Source organism: Pseudomonas sp. TAE6080 (assembly GCF_018732265.1).
In the GTDB taxonomy this organism is placed as follows: domain Bacteria; phylum Pseudomonadota; class Gammaproteobacteria; order Pseudomonadales; family Pseudomonadaceae; genus Aquipseudomonas; species Aquipseudomonas brenneri.
In genome coordinates this window covers 12,185-28,528 of the sequence record NZ_JAHIDY010000033.1, presented here as the reverse complement: position 1 = coordinate 28,528, position 16,344 = coordinate 12,185, and the positions used below count along the sequence as shown (strand labels likewise).

Sequence of the window (16,344 nt, the reverse complement as noted above, 5' to 3'; positions counted from 1 at the left end):
AAAAGCCCCGCCTGATTGCTCAGGCGGGGCTTTTTAGTGGCCGTTGGAATCAGGCGAGGGGTTTAGGCTCGTGCTCTTCTTCCAGGGCTTTTGGGTTGTGCTCTACCACTTCCTCAACGGAACGCAGGTTCTCGTCGATGGCCGGGGCCGCGTGCTCAACTTCTGCTTCGATCGCCGGTGCTTCGACAACCTCGGCAACCACCGGTGCGGCTTCGACTACGGCCGGAGCCGCCGCCGCTGCTTCTTCGGCTTCTTTCTGCAGACGCTCGGCTTCACGCTTGCGGCGACGCACTTCACGCGGGTCGTTCGGCGCACGGCCGTTTTCGGTCAGGGCGCTGGCCGGGGCTTCAACCACCGGGGCGGCCACTTCGGCAACCACTGGCGCTTCCACGACCACCGGGGCAGGTTCTGCAACCACAACCGGTTCTACTGCAACCACGACGGCTTCGGCGATCACCACTTCAGCGACCGGTGCAGGCGCTTCTTCTACCGGCGCTTGCGCGGGTGCTGGTTCGGCAGTCCACTGGAAGGCGGTCTGTTCTTCGCGAACTTCACGCACTTCTGGGGTTGCTTCAGCGGCTGGCGCTTCGACAACGGCTTCAACCACAGGCTGTGGCTCAACCACGTCCGCAGGTGCAGCAACTGCTTCAACTTCAGGCTGGGCTTCGCGAACCGGTGCAACTTCCACTTCTGGAGCAGCAGGTGTTTCGACCACAGTGGTGGCTTCGACAACGGGCGCTTCAACGACGGCAGTTTCCTGCACGGCAGCGGTGGCACGTTCGGCCTGCTGGTTGGCTTCGGCTTCGGCAGGAGCGCTGATAACCGCGCTGGCAACGGCAGCGGTAACGGCCAGGCCAGCAGCCAGTTCGGTGCTGGTTGACTCGTTGTTGGCGGTTTCTTCAGTGGCTTCGCCGGTCTCTTCCGAGCCTTCGATCACATTGCCGTTGGCGTCACGCTGACGCTCACGACGGTTGCTGCGACGACGCTGGCCACGGGAGCGGCGGCGTGGACGATCGCCTTCGGCGTTGTCCTGGCCATCTTCCTGTTGCTGCTCTTCGCTGGTCAGCAGTTCTTCTTCGCTGGCGGCAACGGCCTGTTCGGCGCGTGGTTGACGCTCTTCACGCGGTGGGCGTGGTGCGCGTTCCTCGCGCGGCTGGCGGGCCGGGCGTTCTTCAGTGGCGGCATCAACGGCAGCGGCGGCAACCGCCGGGACGGCGTCCAAGGGCTCGCGCAGTTCACGTACACGTTCTTCACGCTCGCCACGCGGCTTGCGATCTTCACGCGGGGCGCGAGGTGCGCGCGGTGCACGTTCTTCACGTGGTGCGCGCTCTTCACGCGGAGCACGTTCTTCACGGGCTACGGCCGGGGTTTCTTCACGGGCTTCGCGCGGTTGACGCTCTTCACGTGGTGCGCGTTCTTCACGCGGTGCACGCTCTTCGCGAGGCTTGCGCTCTTCGTCACGGCGACCGTTGCGGTTACGGCTCTGCTGGCGACCGTTGCGACGCTCTTCATTGCGTGCAGGGCGTTCAGCGGCTGGCTTCTCGACCACGGCAGGAGCTACCGGCTCTTCCTTGGTGGCGAACAGGCTGACCAGCGACTTCACCAGGCCCTTGAACAGGCTTGGCTCCGGCAGGGAGGCAGGTGCGGCAACCGGGGCTGCGGCTTCAGTCGGTACCGGTGCGTTGGCACGGGCCGGTGCGGTCTTGACGGCAGCTTCCTGGCGAACCAGGGTGCGGGTCGCGGCGGCTGGCTGGACTTCTTCGACTTCGGCAGCGGCAGCGGCGATTTCGTAGCTGGACTGGCCGCTGTGGGCTTCCGGGCTGTCATCACGCAGGCGCTGCACTTCGAAGTGCGGCGTTTCGAGATGATCGTTCGGCAGGATCACGATGCGGGCACGGGTACGCAGTTCGATCTTGGTGATCGAGTTGCGTTTCTCGTTGAGCAGGAAGGCTGCAACCGGGATCGGCACTTGCGCGCGGACTTCGGCGGTGCGGTCTTTCAGGGCTTCTTCTTCGATCAGGCGCAGGATCGCCAGGGACAGCGATTCGACGTCACGGATGATGCCGGTGCCGTTGCAACGCGGGCAGACGATGCCGCTGCTTTCGCCCAGGGATGGACGCAGGCGCTGACGGGACATTTCCAGCAGGCCGAAGCGCGAGATGCGGCCGACTTGCACGCGGGCACGGTCGGCTTCCAGGCATTCGCGGACTTTTTCTTCCACGGCTCGCTGGTTCTTGGCAGGCGTCATGTCGATGAAGTCGATCACGATCAGGCCGCCGATATCACGCAGGCGCAGTTGGCGAGCGATCTCTTCGGCTGCTTCCAGGTTGGTCTGCAGGGCGGTTTCTTCGATGTCGCTGCCTTTGGTGGCGCGCGCCGAGTTGATGTCGATGGACACCAGGGCTTCGGTTGGATCGATGACGATGGAGCCACCGGAAGGCAGTTCGACCACGCGCTGGAAGGCGGTTTCGATCTGGCTTTCGATCTGGAAACGGTTGAACAGCGGTACGCTGTCTTCGTACAGCTTGATCTTGCTGGCGTACTGCGGCATCACCTGGCGGATGAAGGTCAGGGCTTCGTCCTGGGCTTCAACGCTGTCGATCAGCACTTCGCCGATGTCCTGGCGCAGGTAGTCGCGGATGGCGCGGATGATCACGTTGCTTTCCTGATAGATCAGGAATGGCGCGGAACGGTCCAGGGATGCTTCTTTAATAGCAGTCCACAGTTGCAGCAGGTAATCGAGGTCCCACTGCATTTCTTCGCTGCTGCGGCCAAGGCCGGCAGTGCGCACGATCAGGCCCATGTCGGCCGGGGCGATCAGGCCGTTCAGCGCTTCACGCAGTTCGTTGCGCTCTTCGCCTTCGATGCGACGGGAGATGCCGCCGGCACGCGGGTTGTTCGGCATCAGGACCAGGTAACGGCCAGCCAGGCTGATGAAGGTGGTCAGGGCTGCGCCCTTGTTGCCACGTTCTTCTTTTTCGACCTGGACGATGACTTCCTGGCCTTCGCTCAGGACGTCCTTGATGTTCACGCGGCCTTCAGGGGCTTTCTTGAAGTATTCGCGGGAGATTTCCTTGAGGGGCAGGAAGCCATGGCGCTCAGAGCCAAAATCGACAAAGGCAGCCTCAAGGCTCGGCTCGATACGAGTAATCCGGCCTTTATAGATGTTGGCCTTCTTCTGCTCGCGTGCACCGGACTCGATGTCCAGGTCGTAGAGGCGTTGGCCATCTACCAGTGCAACACGCAACTCTTCGGGTTGAGTTGCGTTAATCAGCATTCTTTTCATGTTGTACCGTCGGTTTCCGGGCTGCCGGAAACGGCGTTCGGCACACACGACTTCTCACGGTCGGTGTCAGGTGCGTCAAGAGTGGTTGGCCACTCCAGTGTCCAGCAATACCGGCCAATTGGGCTGGTATCGCGACTTACGCGTCCTGCTTGCTGTGGTGACTTAATAAGCACTCAGTCAGGAGGAGGAATCAACCGGCGACTGTGGACGAGATGAAGCGTCTAAATATAAGCCTAGTGCTACACAGTCCGACGGTTGTGCATCTCCACCCTACACGTATCCCTGATAATTCGGGTGCTGCCGCGCGCAGAATCCGCAGCGGGTTGGCATTTACCGTGTTCTCCAATGGGGAGTTCACGCTCATGGCTAATAACAGGCGTTGTTTCCGAAGCATTCGCCGTGGTCTGGTACAAGACTGACTGCACTTTGTGAACTGGCCGTAAATATCGGCGCAAGAGACGAGTAATCACTCTGTTTCCTGCACTCGCTTCAGGCCTCATGTCACCTGCGCTTGTTACAATCTTGAGCCTTCCAGTGTGGCAAGAGCCCCGTAGGACGGCCTCGCGTCCTGATGAATTGCGATGGTCAGGGGCGGCAGTTTGCCGCGAGTCCTCTGTCCAGGCCGCTTTTGGCGGCGTTCGCGACTATAGCAGCAATGATTAAGTGCTTCAATTCCATAAAAAATTGTTATCATTCCCGGCATGACGACTACCGCCCCCCCGACCCCCAGCGTCCAGCTGCTTGAGGTCTCGCCGGAATATGCCGGCCAACGCATCGACAATTTTCTTCTGGCCAGGCTCAAGGGCGTGCCCAAGACCTTGATTTATCGCATTTTGCGTAAAGGCGAAGTGCGGGTGAACAAAGGCCGGATCAAGCCCGAGTACAAGCTGCAGGCCGGCGATATCATCCGGGTGCCGCCTGTGCGTGTGCCTGAGCGCGACGAGCCCGTGCCGCTGGCCCAGGGCCTGTTGCAGCGCCTTGAAGCGTCGATTGTCTTCGAAGACAACAAGCTGATCGTGATCAACAAGCCGTGTGGCATTGCGGTTCATGGCGGCAGCGGCCTGAATTTCGGGGTGATCGAAGCCTTTCGTCAGTTGCGTCCGGACGCCAAGGAGCTGGAGCTGGTCCATCGCCTGGACCGTGACACTTCCGGCCTGTTGATGATTGCCAAGAAGCGCAGCATGTTGCGCCACCTGCATACCGCCCTGCGCGGCGATGGCGTGGACAAGCGCTATATGGCCCTGGTGCGTGGCAATTGGGCATCTTCGATCAAGAGCGTGCGTGCGCCGTTGCAGAAGAGCAACCTGCGCTCCGGCGAGCGCATGGTCGAGGTGGACGAGGAGGGCAAGGAGGCGCTGACCCTGTTCAAGGTGCTACGGCGTTTTGGTGACTTTGCAACCATGGTCGAGGCTAAGCCGGTGACCGGGCGTACCCACCAGATTCGCGTGCATACCCTGCATGCGGGCCATTGCATTGCCGGTGATACCAAGTACGGCGACGAGGGTTTCTCCAAGGAGATTCGTGACCTTGGCGGCAAGCGTCTGTTCCTGCACGCCTACATGCTGACGGTGCCGTTGCCCGATGGTGGCGAATTGAAGTTGCAGGCCCCTGTCGATGAGATGTGGGCCAAGACCGTGGAGCGCCTGAGTGTCGCGCCCTGACTACAAACTGCTGATTTTTGACTGGGATGGCACCCTGTGCGATTCCATTGGTCGGATTGTCGAGTCCATGCACATGGCCTCGACCCGTTCCGGCTTCGAGCTGTGCAGCGACCTGGCGGTCAAGGGCATTATTGGTCTGGGTTTGCCGGAGGCCATTCGCACCTTGTATCCGCAGATCACTGACAGCGAGCTGGTCGCGTTTCGCGAGCATTACGCCGATCACTACATTGCCCTGGAAGCTGAGCCTTCACCCTTGTTTGAGGGTGTGGTGCAGTCCCTGGCGGCATTGCGCGAGCAGGGCTATCACCTGGCAGTGGCCACCGGCAAGGCGCGGCGCGGCCTGGATCGGGTACTCAAGGCCAATGGTTGGGAAGATTATTTCGATATCACCCGCGCCGCTGATGAAACCGCGAGCAAGCCCCATCCTTTGATGCTGGAGCAGATCATGGCGCACTGCGGGGTTTCTGCCCGCGAATCGTTGATGGTCGGTGATGCTTCGTTCGATTTGCTTATGGCGCGCAATGCTGGCATGGACAGTGTTGCGGTCAGCTACGGTGCCCAGTCCCCCGAAGCCTTGCAGGCGTACGAGCCGCGACTGACGATTGATCGGTTTTCTCAATTGCACGCCTGGCTCAACCAGGCCCATTAAGTTTTTGCTGGGGTAGATGGCATGACCGATGAGTGGAAGGCACCGAGCAAGGCCGGTGCCGACAATGGCGATGATAAAAGCTGGAAATTGCTGGAAAAGACCCTGCTGGCGGGCGTCCAGGAACAGCGTCGCGCCCGGCGCTGGGGGATCTTCTTCAAGCTCCTGACCTTTACCTACCTGATTGGCATGCTGGTGCTGTTCAGTCCCCTGGTGGACATGGAAAAAAGCGCCGTGCGCAGCGCCAACTACACCGCGCTGATCGAGGTGCGCGGGGTGATTGCCGACAAGGAGTCCGCCAGCGCCGACAATATTGTCAGCAGCCTGCGCACGGCCTTCGAGGATCCCAAGGTCAGGGGTGTGGTGCTGCGCATCAACAGTCCGGGCGGCAGTCCGGTGCAGTCGGGGTATGTCTATGACGAGATCCGTCGTCTACGCGCGCTGCATCCGGACACCAAGCTGTACGCGGTGATCTCTGACCTGGGGGCTTCGGGCGCCTATTACATTGCCAGCGCTGCCGACCAGATCTACGCCGACAAGGCCAGCCTGGTAGGTTCCATTGGTGTGACGGCGGCCGGTTACGGTTTTGTCGGTGCCATGGAGAAGCTGGGTGTCGAGCGGCGTACCTATACGTCGGGCGAGCACAAGTCGTTCCTTGACCCGTTCCAGCCGCAAAAGACTGAAGAAACCCAGTTCTGGCAGAGCGTGCTCGACACCACTCATCGCCAGTTCATTGCCAGCGTCAAGCAAGGGCGTGGTGAGCGACTCAAGGATAAAGAGCATCCGGAGTTGTTCTCCGGCTTGATCTGGTCGGGTGAGCAGGCATTGCCGTTGGGCTTGATCGACGGCCTGGGCAGTGCCAGCTCCGTGGCGCGGGATGTGATTGGCGAGAAGGAGTTGGTGGACTTCACTGTCCAGGAATCGCCGTTCGATCGCTTCTCCAAGCGGCTGGGTGCCAGTGTGGCGGAGAAGCTGGCGTTGTATATGGGCTTCCAGGGCCCGACGCTGCGCTGATCTCAGGGTCGGCATAGATCAAAATGTGGGAGCGGGCTTGCTCGCGAATGCGCAGTGTCAGTCACTGAGTGTGTATCTGGCACACCGCCTTCGCGAGCAAGCCCGCACACATTGGGTTTTGTGGTGTTCTACGGTACCTGCACATCTTCGGCCAGCAGCATATCCACCAGGCGAATCAGCGGTAGGCCGACGAGGCTGGTGGCGTCCGGCCCTTCGGTGCTCTGAAACAAGCTCACCCCCAGCCCTTCAGCCTTGAAGCTGCCAGCGCAATCGTAGGGCTGCTCGATTCGCAGGTAGCGCTCGATCTGTGCCAGGTTCAGTGGGCGCATCGTCACGGTGAAGGGGATGCAGTCCACTTGGCAATGCCCCGTTTCGCTATTGAGCAGTGCCAGGCCGGTCAGGAAACTGACTTGCCTGCCGCTGGCGGCGAGCAATTGTTCGCGGGCTTTTTCGAAGGTGTGGGGCTTGCCGATGATCTGGCCGTCGAGCGTCGCCACCTGGTCCGAGCCGATGATCAGGTGCCCTGGATGGCTGCTGGCAAGGGCGCGGGCCTTTTCCTCGGCCAGGCGCTTGACCAGCTCGACAGCAGGCTCGTTTTTGCGATGGCTTTCGTCGATATCCGGCGAGCTGCAGATGAACGGCAGGTGCAGGCGATTGAGCAGTTCCCGGCGATAAACCGAGCTGGAAGCGAGTAATAAAGGCAACATGTGGCTCTCCTCAAGGCAGTTGCGGATTCTAGCGAGCGGGCAGTCTGGCGCACAGGGCTGAATTTCCTTTGACATGGCCGGGTGCATCCCTATAATGCTGCGCCTATGTTGAATGACCCGATTCCACCTCACGTTGACCCGCGCAAATTGGCTGATCGTGGCACCACCCTCCAAGGTGAAGTGTTGCTGGCCGATTTGGAGAGACTCTGCGACCCGCTTTCCGACAATGTCGGTACGGTGCAGGCTAAATTCGTTTTTGAACGAGATGAACGTAAATCTGTGGTAATCCACAGCTTTATCGACACCGAGGTCAAAATGGTTTGCCAGCGTTGTCTTGAGCTGGTCACCCTGCCGATCCACAGCGAATGCAGTTATGCTGTGGTGAAAGAGGGTGCGAATACCCAGTCGTTGCCGAAAGGTTATGACGTGCTGGAACTGGGCGAAGATCCTTTGGATCTGCATGCACTGATCGAGGAAGAGCTTTTGCTCGCCTTGCCCATTGTGCCTGCTCATCATCCGGAAGAATGCCAGCAGCCGGCGGGGCTCGATGACGAGTCCGAACCGAGCGAGGACGAGGTAACGCGGTCCAACCCGTTCAGTGTATTGGCGCAGTTAAAGCGTGACCCAAACGTTTAGGAGTTAATCAATTATGGCTGTTCAGCAGAACAAAAAATCCCGCTCTGCCCGTGACATGCGTCGTTCGCACGATGCCCTGACGGCAAGCACTCTGTCTGTAGAAAAAACCACCGGTGAAATTCACCTGCGTCACCACGTATCGCCAGAAGGCGTATACCGTGGCCGTAAAGTGATCGACAAGGGCGCTGACGAGTAATCACTTGTCTGCTCAAGTCATCGCGATTGACGCAATGGGCGGGGACTTCGGTCCCCGCAGCATTGTTCAGGCCTGCATTGCCAGCCTGTCTGCAACGCCCTCGCTGCACCTGACCCTTGTCGGTCAACCTTCCTTACTTGAAGAACTGATTGCCAGTCATCCGGCTGTGGATCGCGCGCGCCTGACGATAATGCCGGCCAGCGAAACCATCGGCATGGACGAAAAACCGGCCCAGGCCCTGCGTGGCAAACCCGACTCTTCCATGCGCGTGGCCCTTGAGCTGCTGCGTGACGGCAAGGTCCAGGCGTGTGTCAGTGCGGGCAATACCGGGGCGCTGATGGCGTTGTCTCGTCATGTGCTGAAAACCTTGCCGGGGATTGACCGGCCTGCGATGGTCGCGGCGATCCCGACCCAGCGTGGCTATTGCCAGTTGCTGGACCTGGGGGCGAATGTCGATTGCAGTGCCGAGCACCTGCTGCACTTTGCCCTGATGGGGTCGGTGGCGGCTGAAGCGCTGGGTGTGGTGCGGCCCCGGGTCGCCTTGCTCAATATCGGCACCGAGGACATCAAGGGCAACCAGCAGGTCAAGTTGGCCGCCAGCCTGCTGCAGCAGGCGCGGGGGTTGAACTACATCGGGTTTATCGAAGGTGATGGGTTGTATCGTGGCGAGGCCGATGTGGTGGTTTGCGACGGTTTTGTCGGCAATATCCTACTCAAATCCAGTGAAGGCCTGGCTACGATGATTGCTGCTCGCATTGAGGCCTTGTTCAAGCAGGGCATCGCCTCGCGACTGGTGGGTGCCTTGGCGCTGCCGTTGATGCGGCGCCTGCAGGCCGACCTGGCTCCGGCTCGGCATAACGGTGCCAGCTTTCTCGGTTTGCAGGGCATTGTGGTAAAAAGCCACGGTTCGGCGGGTGTCCAGGGCTTTCAGAGTGCCATTGCGCGTGCCCAGATCGAGATCCAGGAGAACCTGCCGCAACGCTTGCATGGGCGTCTTGAGGATCTGTTGCCTTAGGCGAATTGGTCCGGGAATGCTTAAATGTGACCGGCCAGTTCAATTGACCATCCAATCTGTCAGTTTCTTGCGCTCCCAGCTGTGGAGCGTCAATTCACCGACGACCAGATCATTAGGGGCTTGTTACATGTCTACATCCCTCGCATTCGTCTTTCCAGGGCAGGGTTCGCAGTCCCTCGGCATGTTGGCCGAGCTGGGCGCGCAATACCCGCTAGTCCTGGAAACATTCAAGGAAGCTTCCGCTGCCTTGGGCTACGACCTTTGGGCTTTGACCCAGGACGGGCCGGAAGAACTGCTCAATCAAACCGATAAAACCCAGCCGGCCATCCTGACGGCTTCCATCGCGCTGTGGCGCGTCTGGTTGGCCGAAGGCGGCGCACGCCCGGCTTTTGTCGCCGGTCACAGCCTGGGCGAATACAGCGCCTTGGTCGCGGCAGGCAGCCTGACCCTCGCTGAGGCGGTCAAGCTGGTAGAGCGCCGTGGCCAACTGATGCAAGAAGCGGTTCCAGCCGGGCAGGGCGGCATGGCCGCTATCCTGGGCCTGGACGACGCGGTGGTGATCGAAGCCTGTGCCGAAGCGGCCCAGGGTGAAGTGGTCAGCGCGGTGAACTTCAACTCTCCTGGCCAGGTGGTGATCGCCGGCGCCAAGGCGGCAGTTGAGCGTGCCATCGAAGGCTGCAAGGCCCGTGGGGCCAAGCGCGCATTGCCGCTGCCGGTCAGCGTGCCGTCCCATTGCGAGCTGATGCGCCCGGCCGCCGAGCGTTTTGCCGAGTCCATTGCAGCCATCAACTGGCAGGTACCGCAGATCCCGCTGGTGCAAAACGTCAGCGCCGACGTGGCGCCGGACCTGGACACCCTCAAGCGCGACCTGCTGGAACAGCTGTACAAGCCGGTGCGCTGGGTTGAATCGGTCCAGACCCTGGCTGCCAAGGGCGCTACCCAACTGGTTGAGTGTGGTCCGGGCAAAGTCCTGGCCGGTCTCAACAAGCGTTGCGCCGAAGGCGTGTCGACGTCCAATCTCAATACCCCGGATGGCTTCGCAGCCGCCCGCGCCGCACTGGCCTGAACTAAGGAGAAGCCTGCATGAGTCTGCAAGGTAAAGTTGCACTGGTTACCGGCGCAAGCCGTGGCATTGGCCAGGCGATCGCCCTGGAGCTGGGTCGTCAGGGCGCGGTAGTGATCGGTACTGCGACCTCCGCCTCGGGCGCCGAGCGTATCGCCGCGACCCTGAAGGAAAATGGCGTACAGGGCACCGGTCTTGAACTCAACGTGACCAGCGATGAGTCCGTGGCTGCTGTCTTGGCCCAGATCACTGCACAGTTCGGCGCGCCGGCTATTCTGGTGAACAACGCCGGGATTACCCGCGACAACCTGATGATGCGCATGAAAGACGACGAGTGGTACGACGTGGTCGATACCAACTTGAACAGTCTGTTTCGCCTGTCCAAGGGTGTTTTGCGCGGCATGACCAAGGCGCGTTGGGGGCGAATTATCAATATTGGCTCCGTAGTGGGTGCCATGGGCAACGCAGGCCAAGTAAACTACGCCTCTGCCAAGGCCGGACTGGAAGGTTTCAGCCGTGCCCTGGCACGTGAAGTCGGCTCGCGGTCGATTACGGTCAACTCGGTAGCTCCAGGGTTTATCGATACCGATATGACCCGTGAGTTGCCTGAAGCGCAACGTGAAGCGTTGCTGACGCAAATTCCGCTGGGCCGTCTGGGCCAGGCCCAAGAGATCGCCAATGTGGTCTCTTTCCTGGCGTCTGACGGTGCGGCATACGTGACTGGGGCTACAATCCCGGTGAACGGCGGGATGTACATGAGTTAAATTGTGACGGATCGCTTCAAAAAAATGTCATACGAGCTGTCTAAAATCCGTTATAAAGCTGCAATCTATTTATAGGCAGGTGGTCGGTAGGGTACGAGGGTGAAGCTTTCAGTTGAAAAGCTGAAAAGCCTTTCTATACACTTACCCACTGGCCAGCTGCCTGAATTTGTCCATTAGGAGTTAAACAAGGTATGAGCACCATCGAAGAGCGCGTCAAGAAAATCGTCGCCGAGCAACTGGGCGTTAAAGAAGAAGAAGTGACCAACACTGCTTCCTTCGTAGAAGACCTGGGTGCCGATTCCCTTGACACCGTTGAGCTGGTGATGGCTCTGGAAGAGGAATTCGAGACCGAAATCCCGGACGAAGAAGCTGAAAAAATCACTACTGTTCAAGCTGCTATCGACTACGTTACTAGCCACCAGGCGTAATAGTTTGTAATCGTCGCTTGCTGTTATGGAAAAACCGCACTGCTGTAACGGCGTGCGGTTTTTTCTTTAGCTCTGATGAAAAATGAGCTGTGAAGCAAAGTGTCGTCATTAGAAAAAGGAGAGTGCTGTGTCGCGTAGACGCGTCGTAGTCACCGGTATGGGTATGTTGTCGCCACTGGGTACGGATGTGCCGAGCAGTTGGCAGGGCATTCTGGCTGGCCACAGTGGTATTGGTCTGATCGAGCATACGGACCTTTCTGCCTATTCCACCCGTTTTGGCGGCTCGGTAAAGGGCTTCAATGTCGAGGAATATCTCTCGATCAAGGAATCCCGAAAACTCGACCTGTTCATTCAATACGGCTTGGCGGCCGGTTTTCAGGCAGTGCGTAATGCCGGCCTGGAAGTCACCGATGCCAACCGTGATCGCATTGGCGTGGCCATGGGCTCGGGTATTGGTGGTCTGACCAATATCGAAGAAACCAGCCGCACGCTGCACGACTCCGGCCCTCGTCGAATTTCACCGTTCTTCGTCCCGGGCTCGATCATCAATATGATTTCCGGTTTCCTGTCCATCCATCTGGGTGCCCAGGGGCCTAACTATGCCATTTCCACGGCGTGCACCACGGGCACTCACTGCATCGGCATGGCGGCGCGCAATATCGCCTATGACGAAGCTGACGTGATGATCGCCGGTGGCGCCGAAATGGCCGCCTGTGGCCTGGGCATGGGCGGCTTCGGCGCGTCGCGTGCGCTGTCTACGCGCAATGACGAGCCGACCCGCGCCAGTCGTCCGTGGGACAAGGGCCGTGATGGCTTTGTGCTGTCCGACGGCGCCGGTGCCCTGGTCCTCGAAGAACTGGAGCACGCCAAGGCCCGCGGCGCGACGATCTATGCCGAGCTGATCGGTTTTGGCATGAGTGGCGATGCTTACCACATGACCTCGCCACCCGCCGACGGCGCGGGCGCTGCGCGTTGCATCAGCAATGCCCTGCGCGATGCGAAGATCAATGTCGATCAAGTGCAGTACATCAACGCCCACGGCACCTCGACGCCCACGGGTGACCTGGCGGAAGCGCAGGCCATCAAGTCGGTATTCGGTGAGCACGCCTACAAGCTGGCGGTCAGTTCCACCAAGTCCATGACCGGTCACCTGTTGGGTGCGGCAGGTGCGGTCGAAGCGATTTTCAGCGTGCTGGCGATCAAGGATCAGGTCGCGCCGCCGACCATCAACCTTGATGAGCCGGATGAGGGCTGCGACCTGAACTTCGTGCCTCACGAGCCGCAGAAAATGCCGATCGACGTGGTGTTGTCCAACTCGTTCGGCTTTGGTGGTACCAACGGTTCCCTGGTGTTCCGCCGGTTCGCCGAGTGATGCACAGCTGGGTCGACGGTCAGCCAGCGGATACCGTGCCGCTCAAAGATCGCGGCCTGGCCTACGGCGATGGTTTGTTTGAAACCATCGCGGTCAAGGCCGGGCAGCCCGTGCTGCTTGACCGCCACCTGCAACGCCTTGACGAAGGTTGCAGGCGCCTGGCGCTCACCGTCGACCAGGCACTGATCCGCCACGAGTTGCTGGCCTACGCGGCAGCCCTTGGTGACGGCGTGCTCAAGTTAATCCTCACCCGTGGCGATAGCTTGCGCGGTTATGGCATCAACCCAGGCGCCCCAGCGCGCCGTATCCTGCAAGGCAGCCCGCCTGCCACCTATCCCGAGGCTCATGGTTCATCAGGCGTACGCCTGTTTCCATGCGCCACGCGTTTGTCCGAGCAACCCTTGCTCGCCGGTCTCAAACACCTCAACCGCCTCGAACAGGTCCTGGCTCGCGCCGAGTGGCAAGATGCCGATCACGCTGAAGGATTGATGCTGGATATGTCCGGGCGCGTCATCGAAGGCGTGTTCAGCAATCTGTTCCTGGTGCATGCCGGCCAGTTGCTGACCGCCGACCTGAGCCGCTGTGGCGTGGCCGGCGTCATGCGCGCCGAGTTGTTGAGCAGGGCCGAGGCGTTGGGCATTGCCACCATCGTTGCCGATATCAGCCTTGCGCAGTTGCAGCAGGCCGATGAAGTGTTCGTCTGCAACAGCGTATATGGCATTTGGCCGGTGCTTGGATATGGGCCAATGAGCTGGTCGGCTGGGCCACTCACCCGTAAACTGCAAGGCATTGTTCGCGCGCTATTGGGTGTTTGATTTGAGACGTAAAATTGTATTGCTGCTGGAGATCGGTCTGGTCCTGGCGGGTTTGCTGCTGGGCTTTTCGGCCTGGAAGCTGGACTCGGCCTTGAAGCAGCCACTGAATCTGTCCCAGGAGCAATTGCTGGATGTAGCGACCGGCGCGACGCCTACGGGCACCTTCAACCGTCTGCAAGCGGATGGTGTACTTGAGGATGCCTTTTGGCTGCGTCTGTACTGGCGCTTCAACCTTGATGGCCAGCCGCTGCACAGTGGCGAATACCGCATGACGCCAGGCCTGACGGCCCAGGGGCTGATCGGCCTATGGCAGCGCGGTGAAGTCGTGCAGTACAGCCTGACGCTGGTGGAGGGCTGGAATTTCCGCCAGGTGCGCAGTGCGCTGGCCAAGCACGAAAAGATCGAGCAGACCCTGTCGGGCTTGAGTGACCGTGAGGTGATGGAGAAGATCGGTCATCCCGACGTGTTCCCGGAAGGGCGGTTCTTTCCTGATACCTACCGTTTTGTACGTGGTATGAGCGATGTCGAGTTCCTCAAGAAAGCCTACAACCGCCTGGACGATGTCCTTGAGCAGGAATGGAGCCGACGCGCCCCGGATGCGCCCTATACCGACCCCTACCAGGCGCTGATCATGGCATCGCTGGTCGAGAAGGAAACCGGCGTGCCTGAAGAGCGTGGGCAGATTGCCGGGGTGTTTGTACGACGCCTGAAGATCGGCATGCTGCTGCAAACCGATCCCACCGTGATCTACGGCATGGGCGAGCGCTACAACGGCAAGTTGACGCGCGCGCACCTGAAAGAAGCCACGCCCTATAACACCTACATGATCAGCGGCCTGCCGCCGACGCCGATTGCCATGGTCGGCCGCGAGGCGATCCACGCCGCGTTGAATCCGGTACCGGGCAGCAGCCTGTATTTTGTGGCCCGGGGCGATGGCAGCCACATTTTCTCCGATAGCCTGGATGCCCATAATGCGGCGGTGCGTGAGTACCAACTCAAGCGTCGCGCCGACTATCGCTCCAGCCCTGCGCCGGCTCTACCCGCGACCGTTGAGCCTGTCGCGCCTGACGCTGCGCCCGCGCAAAGCCCGCAATGACTCTGACTAAGGACTGCCTGTGACTGGCTTGTTTATTACCCTGGAAGGCCCGGAAGGCGCCGGCAAGAGTACCAACCGTGAATACCTGGCCGAACGCTTGCGGGCCGAGGGGATCGAGGTGTTGCTGACCCGCGAGCCTGGCGGCACGCCTCTGGCGGAGAAGATTCGCGAAGTGCTGCTGGCCACTGGCGATGAGGTCATGGACCCGGACACCGAACTGTTGCTGGTGTTTGCTGCCCGTGCCCAGCACTTGGCGCAAGTGATTCGCCCGGCGCTGGCCCGTGGCGCAGTGGTGATCTGCGACCGCTTCACCGATTCCACCTACGCCTATCAGGGCGCGGGCCGCGGCTTGTCCCTGGAGCGCATTGCGACCCTGGAGACTTTCGTCCAGGGCGACCTGCGCCCGCACCTGACCCTGGTCTTCGACCTGCCGGTTGATGTCGGCCTGGCCCGGGCCAGCGCCCGTGGTCGCCTGGATCGTTTCGAGCTGGAAGGCCGGGCATTTTTTGAAGCAGTGCGTGCGGCTTATCTCCAGCGTGCCGCAGCTGCACCCTCGCGCTACTGCCTGCTGGATGCCGCGCAGCCGCTGAAGCAGGTGCAGCAGGCTATCGATGCGCTGGTACCCAAACTGTTGGAGCTTTACCGTGGCTGAAGCCTACCCGTGGCAGGACAGCCTGTGGCAGCAATTGGCCGGGCGTGCCCAGCACGCCCATGCCTACCTGCTCCATGGGCCGGCAGGCATCGGCAAGCGCGCCTTGGCCGAACGCTTGATGGCACGCCTGCTGTGCCAGCGGCCGGCAGGGCTGGAGGCGTGCGGGCAATGCAAGTCGTGCCTGTTGCTCAAGGCCGGCAGCCATCCGGACAACTACGTGCTGGAACCTGAAGAAGCCGACAAGGCGATCAAGGTCGACCAGGTGCGAGACTTGGTGAGTTTTGTGGTGCAGACCGCGCAGATGGGCGGCCGCAAGGTGGTGTTGATCGAACCGGTGGAATCGATGAACATCAACGCCGCCAACGCCTTGCTCAAGAGCCTGGAAGAGCCGTCCGGCGACACCGTGCTGTTGCTGGTCAGCCACCAGTCCAGCCGTCTGCTGCCGACCATTCGCAGCCGTTGCGTGCAACAGGCCTGCCCGCTGCCGAGCGAGGCCATGAGCTTGCAGTGGCTGGGCCAGGCCTTGCCGGAGTGCAGTGAGCAAGAGCGGGTCGAATTGTTGACCCTGGCCGCCGGCTCGCCCTTGGCGGCGGTCAGCCTGCAGGCCCAGGGCGTGCGCGAGCAGCGTGCGCTGGTGGTCGACGGGGTGAAAAAACTGCTCAAGCAGGAGCAGTCGGCCACGCAACTGGCCGAAGGCTGGAAAGACGTGCCGCTGCTGCTGCTGTTTGACTGGTTTTGCGACTGGTCCAGCCTGATCCTGCGCTATCAACTGACCCAGGACGAGAACGGCCTGGGCTTGATGGACATGCGCAAGGTCGTGCAATACCTGGCGCAGAAGAGTGCCCAGGACAAGGTTTTGAACATTCAGGACTGGATCCTTGCCCAGCGCCAGAAGGTCTTGGGCAAGGCCAACCTGAACCGGGTGCTGTTGCTTGAGGCATTGCTGGTGCAATGGGTCGGGTTGCTCGGCCGACGTTGATATTCTCGGGGCCG

General features: G+C 60.6%; 16 protein-coding genes. 14 read left to right on the top strand and 2 right to left on the bottom strand.

The features are described 5' to 3' along the window. Window positions 1–49: 49 nt before the first annotated feature. Window positions 50–3,286, bottom strand: coding sequence for a ribonuclease E (gene rne / locus KL786_RS21840; protein WP_215518957.1), 3,237 nt, complete (start codon window positions 3,284–3,286; stop codon window positions 50–52). Between the two features lie 701 nt (window positions 3,287–3,987). On the opposite strand from rne, the gene rluC reads away from it, so the two are divergent. The 3 genes from rluC to KL786_RS21825 are packed head-to-tail and all read left to right on the top strand — an operon-like array spanning window position 3,988 to window position 6,607. After that, on the top strand, window positions 3,988–4,947 hold the full coding sequence (gene rluC, locus KL786_RS21835; RefSeq protein ID WP_215518956.1) for a 23S rRNA pseudouridine(955/2504/2580) synthase RluC: 960 nt from the start codon (window positions 3,988–3,990) through the stop codon (window positions 4,945–4,947). After that, window positions 4,934–5,596: an HAD-IIIA family hydrolase gene (locus KL786_RS21830; protein WP_032861513.1), complete on the top strand. Its 663-nt coding sequence runs from the start codon at window positions 4,934–4,936 to the stop codon at window positions 5,594–5,596. The genes rluC and KL786_RS21830 overlap by 14 nt, the downstream gene beginning before the upstream one ends. A gap of 21 nt (window positions 5,597–5,617) precedes the next feature. Then, a complete protein-coding gene (locus tag KL786_RS21825) occupies window positions 5,618–6,607 on the top strand; it encodes a S49 family peptidase (protein ID WP_215518955.1) in 990 nt (329 codons plus the stop codon). Window positions 6,608–6,735: 128 nt separating this feature from the next. Here KL786_RS21825 and KL786_RS21820 read toward each other — a convergent pair whose 3' ends face one another. After that, a complete protein-coding gene (locus tag KL786_RS21820) occupies window positions 6,736–7,314 on the bottom strand; it encodes a Maf family protein (RefSeq protein ID WP_215518954.1) in 579 nt (192 codons plus the stop codon). A 105-nt stretch (window positions 7,315–7,419) separates the two neighbouring features. Between KL786_RS21820 and KL786_RS21815 the strand changes: the two genes are divergently transcribed. The 11 genes from KL786_RS21815 (at window position 7,420) to KL786_RS21765 (ending at window position 16,330) form a co-directional block, all read left to right on the top strand. After that, a complete protein-coding gene (locus tag KL786_RS21815; RefSeq protein ID WP_029299696.1) occupies window positions 7,420–7,950 on the top strand; it encodes a YceD family protein in 531 nt (176 codons plus the stop codon). 13 nt (window positions 7,951–7,963) lie between these two features. Beyond that, window positions 7,964–8,146, top strand: coding sequence for a 50S ribosomal protein L32 (gene rpmF, locus KL786_RS21810; RefSeq protein ID WP_008152339.1), 183 nt, complete (start codon window positions 7,964–7,966; stop codon window positions 8,144–8,146). A gap of 4 nt (window positions 8,147–8,150) precedes the next feature. Then, window positions 8,151–9,161, top strand: coding sequence for a phosphate acyltransferase PlsX (gene plsX / locus KL786_RS21805; RefSeq protein ID WP_286675759.1), 1,011 nt, complete (start codon window positions 8,151–8,153; stop codon window positions 9,159–9,161). Window positions 9,162–9,288: 127 nt separating this feature from the next. Next, window positions 9,289–10,227: an ACP S-malonyltransferase gene (fabD, locus tag KL786_RS21800; RefSeq protein ID WP_215518953.1), complete on the top strand. Its 939-nt coding sequence runs from the start codon at window positions 9,289–9,291 to the stop codon at window positions 10,225–10,227. 17 nt (window positions 10,228–10,244) lie between these two features. Continuing rightward, window positions 10,245–10,988, top strand: a complete 744-nt coding sequence (gene fabG, locus KL786_RS21795) for a 3-oxoacyl-ACP reductase FabG (protein ID WP_017737757.1) — start codon at window positions 10,245–10,247, stop codon at window positions 10,986–10,988. Window positions 10,989–11,179: 191 nt separating this feature from the next. Next, window positions 11,180–11,416 carry an acyl carrier protein gene (gene acpP / locus KL786_RS21790; protein ID WP_010165887.1) on the top strand — a complete coding sequence of 79 codons (237 nt, stop codon included), beginning with the start codon at window positions 11,180–11,182 and terminating at the stop codon, window positions 11,414–11,416. Between the two features lie 127 nt (window positions 11,417–11,543). Next, window positions 11,544–12,788, top strand: coding sequence for a beta-ketoacyl-ACP synthase II (fabF, locus tag KL786_RS21785; protein WP_032861501.1), 1,245 nt, complete (start codon window positions 11,544–11,546; stop codon window positions 12,786–12,788). Further along, window positions 12,788–13,603, top strand: coding sequence for an aminodeoxychorismate lyase (gene pabC, locus KL786_RS21780; protein WP_215518952.1), 816 nt, complete (start codon window positions 12,788–12,790; stop codon window positions 13,601–13,603). Before fabF ends, pabC begins: the two co-directional genes overlap by 1 nt. A 1-nt stretch (window position 13,604) precedes the next feature. Further along, window positions 13,605–14,699 (top strand): endolytic transglycosylase MltG, encoded by a 1,095-nt coding sequence (gene mltG, locus KL786_RS21775; RefSeq protein WP_215518951.1) that lies wholly within the window; start codon window positions 13,605–13,607, stop codon window positions 14,697–14,699. 19 nt (window positions 14,700–14,718) lie between these two features. Next, window positions 14,719–15,351, top strand: coding sequence for a dTMP kinase (gene tmk / locus KL786_RS21770; RefSeq protein WP_215518950.1), 633 nt, complete (start codon window positions 14,719–14,721; stop codon window positions 15,349–15,351). Beyond that, a complete protein-coding gene (locus KL786_RS21765; protein WP_032861497.1) occupies window positions 15,344–16,330 on the top strand; it encodes a DNA polymerase III subunit delta' in 987 nt (328 codons plus the stop codon). The genes tmk and KL786_RS21765 overlap by 8 nt, the downstream gene beginning before the upstream one ends. The last annotated feature ends 14 nt before the right edge of the window (window positions 16,331–16,344 follow it).

Bases quoted from the DNA above. Each gene is read 5' to 3' on its own strand.
- pabC (WP_215518952.1), top strand. From the start codon at position 12,788: ATGCACAGCTGGGTCGACGGTCAGCCAGCGGATACCGTGCCGCTCAAA.
- KL786_RS21815 (WP_029299696.1), top strand. From the start codon at position 7,420: ATGTTGAATGACCCGATTCCACCTCACGTTGACCCGCGCAAATTGGCT.
- KL786_RS21825 (WP_215518955.1), top strand. From the start codon at position 5,618: ATGACCGATGAGTGGAAGGCACCGAGCAAGGCCGGTGCCGACAATGGC.
- acpP (WP_010165887.1), top strand. From the start codon at position 11,180: ATGAGCACCATCGAAGAGCGCGTCAAGAAAATCGTCGCCGAGCAACTG.
- KL786_RS21820 (WP_215518954.1), bottom strand. From the start codon at position 7,314: ATGTTGCCTTTATTACTCGCTTCCAGCTCGGTTTATCGCCGGGAACTG.
- fabD (WP_215518953.1), top strand. From the start codon at position 9,289: ATGTCTACATCCCTCGCATTCGTCTTTCCAGGGCAGGGTTCGCAGTCC.
- fabG (WP_017737757.1), top strand. From the start codon at position 10,245: ATGAGTCTGCAAGGTAAAGTTGCACTGGTTACCGGCGCAAGCCGTGGC.
- rpmF (WP_008152339.1), top strand. From the start codon at position 7,964: ATGGCTGTTCAGCAGAACAAAAAATCCCGCTCTGCCCGTGACATGCGT.
- rluC (WP_215518956.1), top strand. From the start codon at position 3,988: ATGACGACTACCGCCCCCCCGACCCCCAGCGTCCAGCTGCTTGAGGTC.
- rne (WP_215518957.1), bottom strand. From the start codon at position 3,286: ATGAAAAGAATGCTGATTAACGCAACTCAACCCGAAGAGTTGCGTGTT.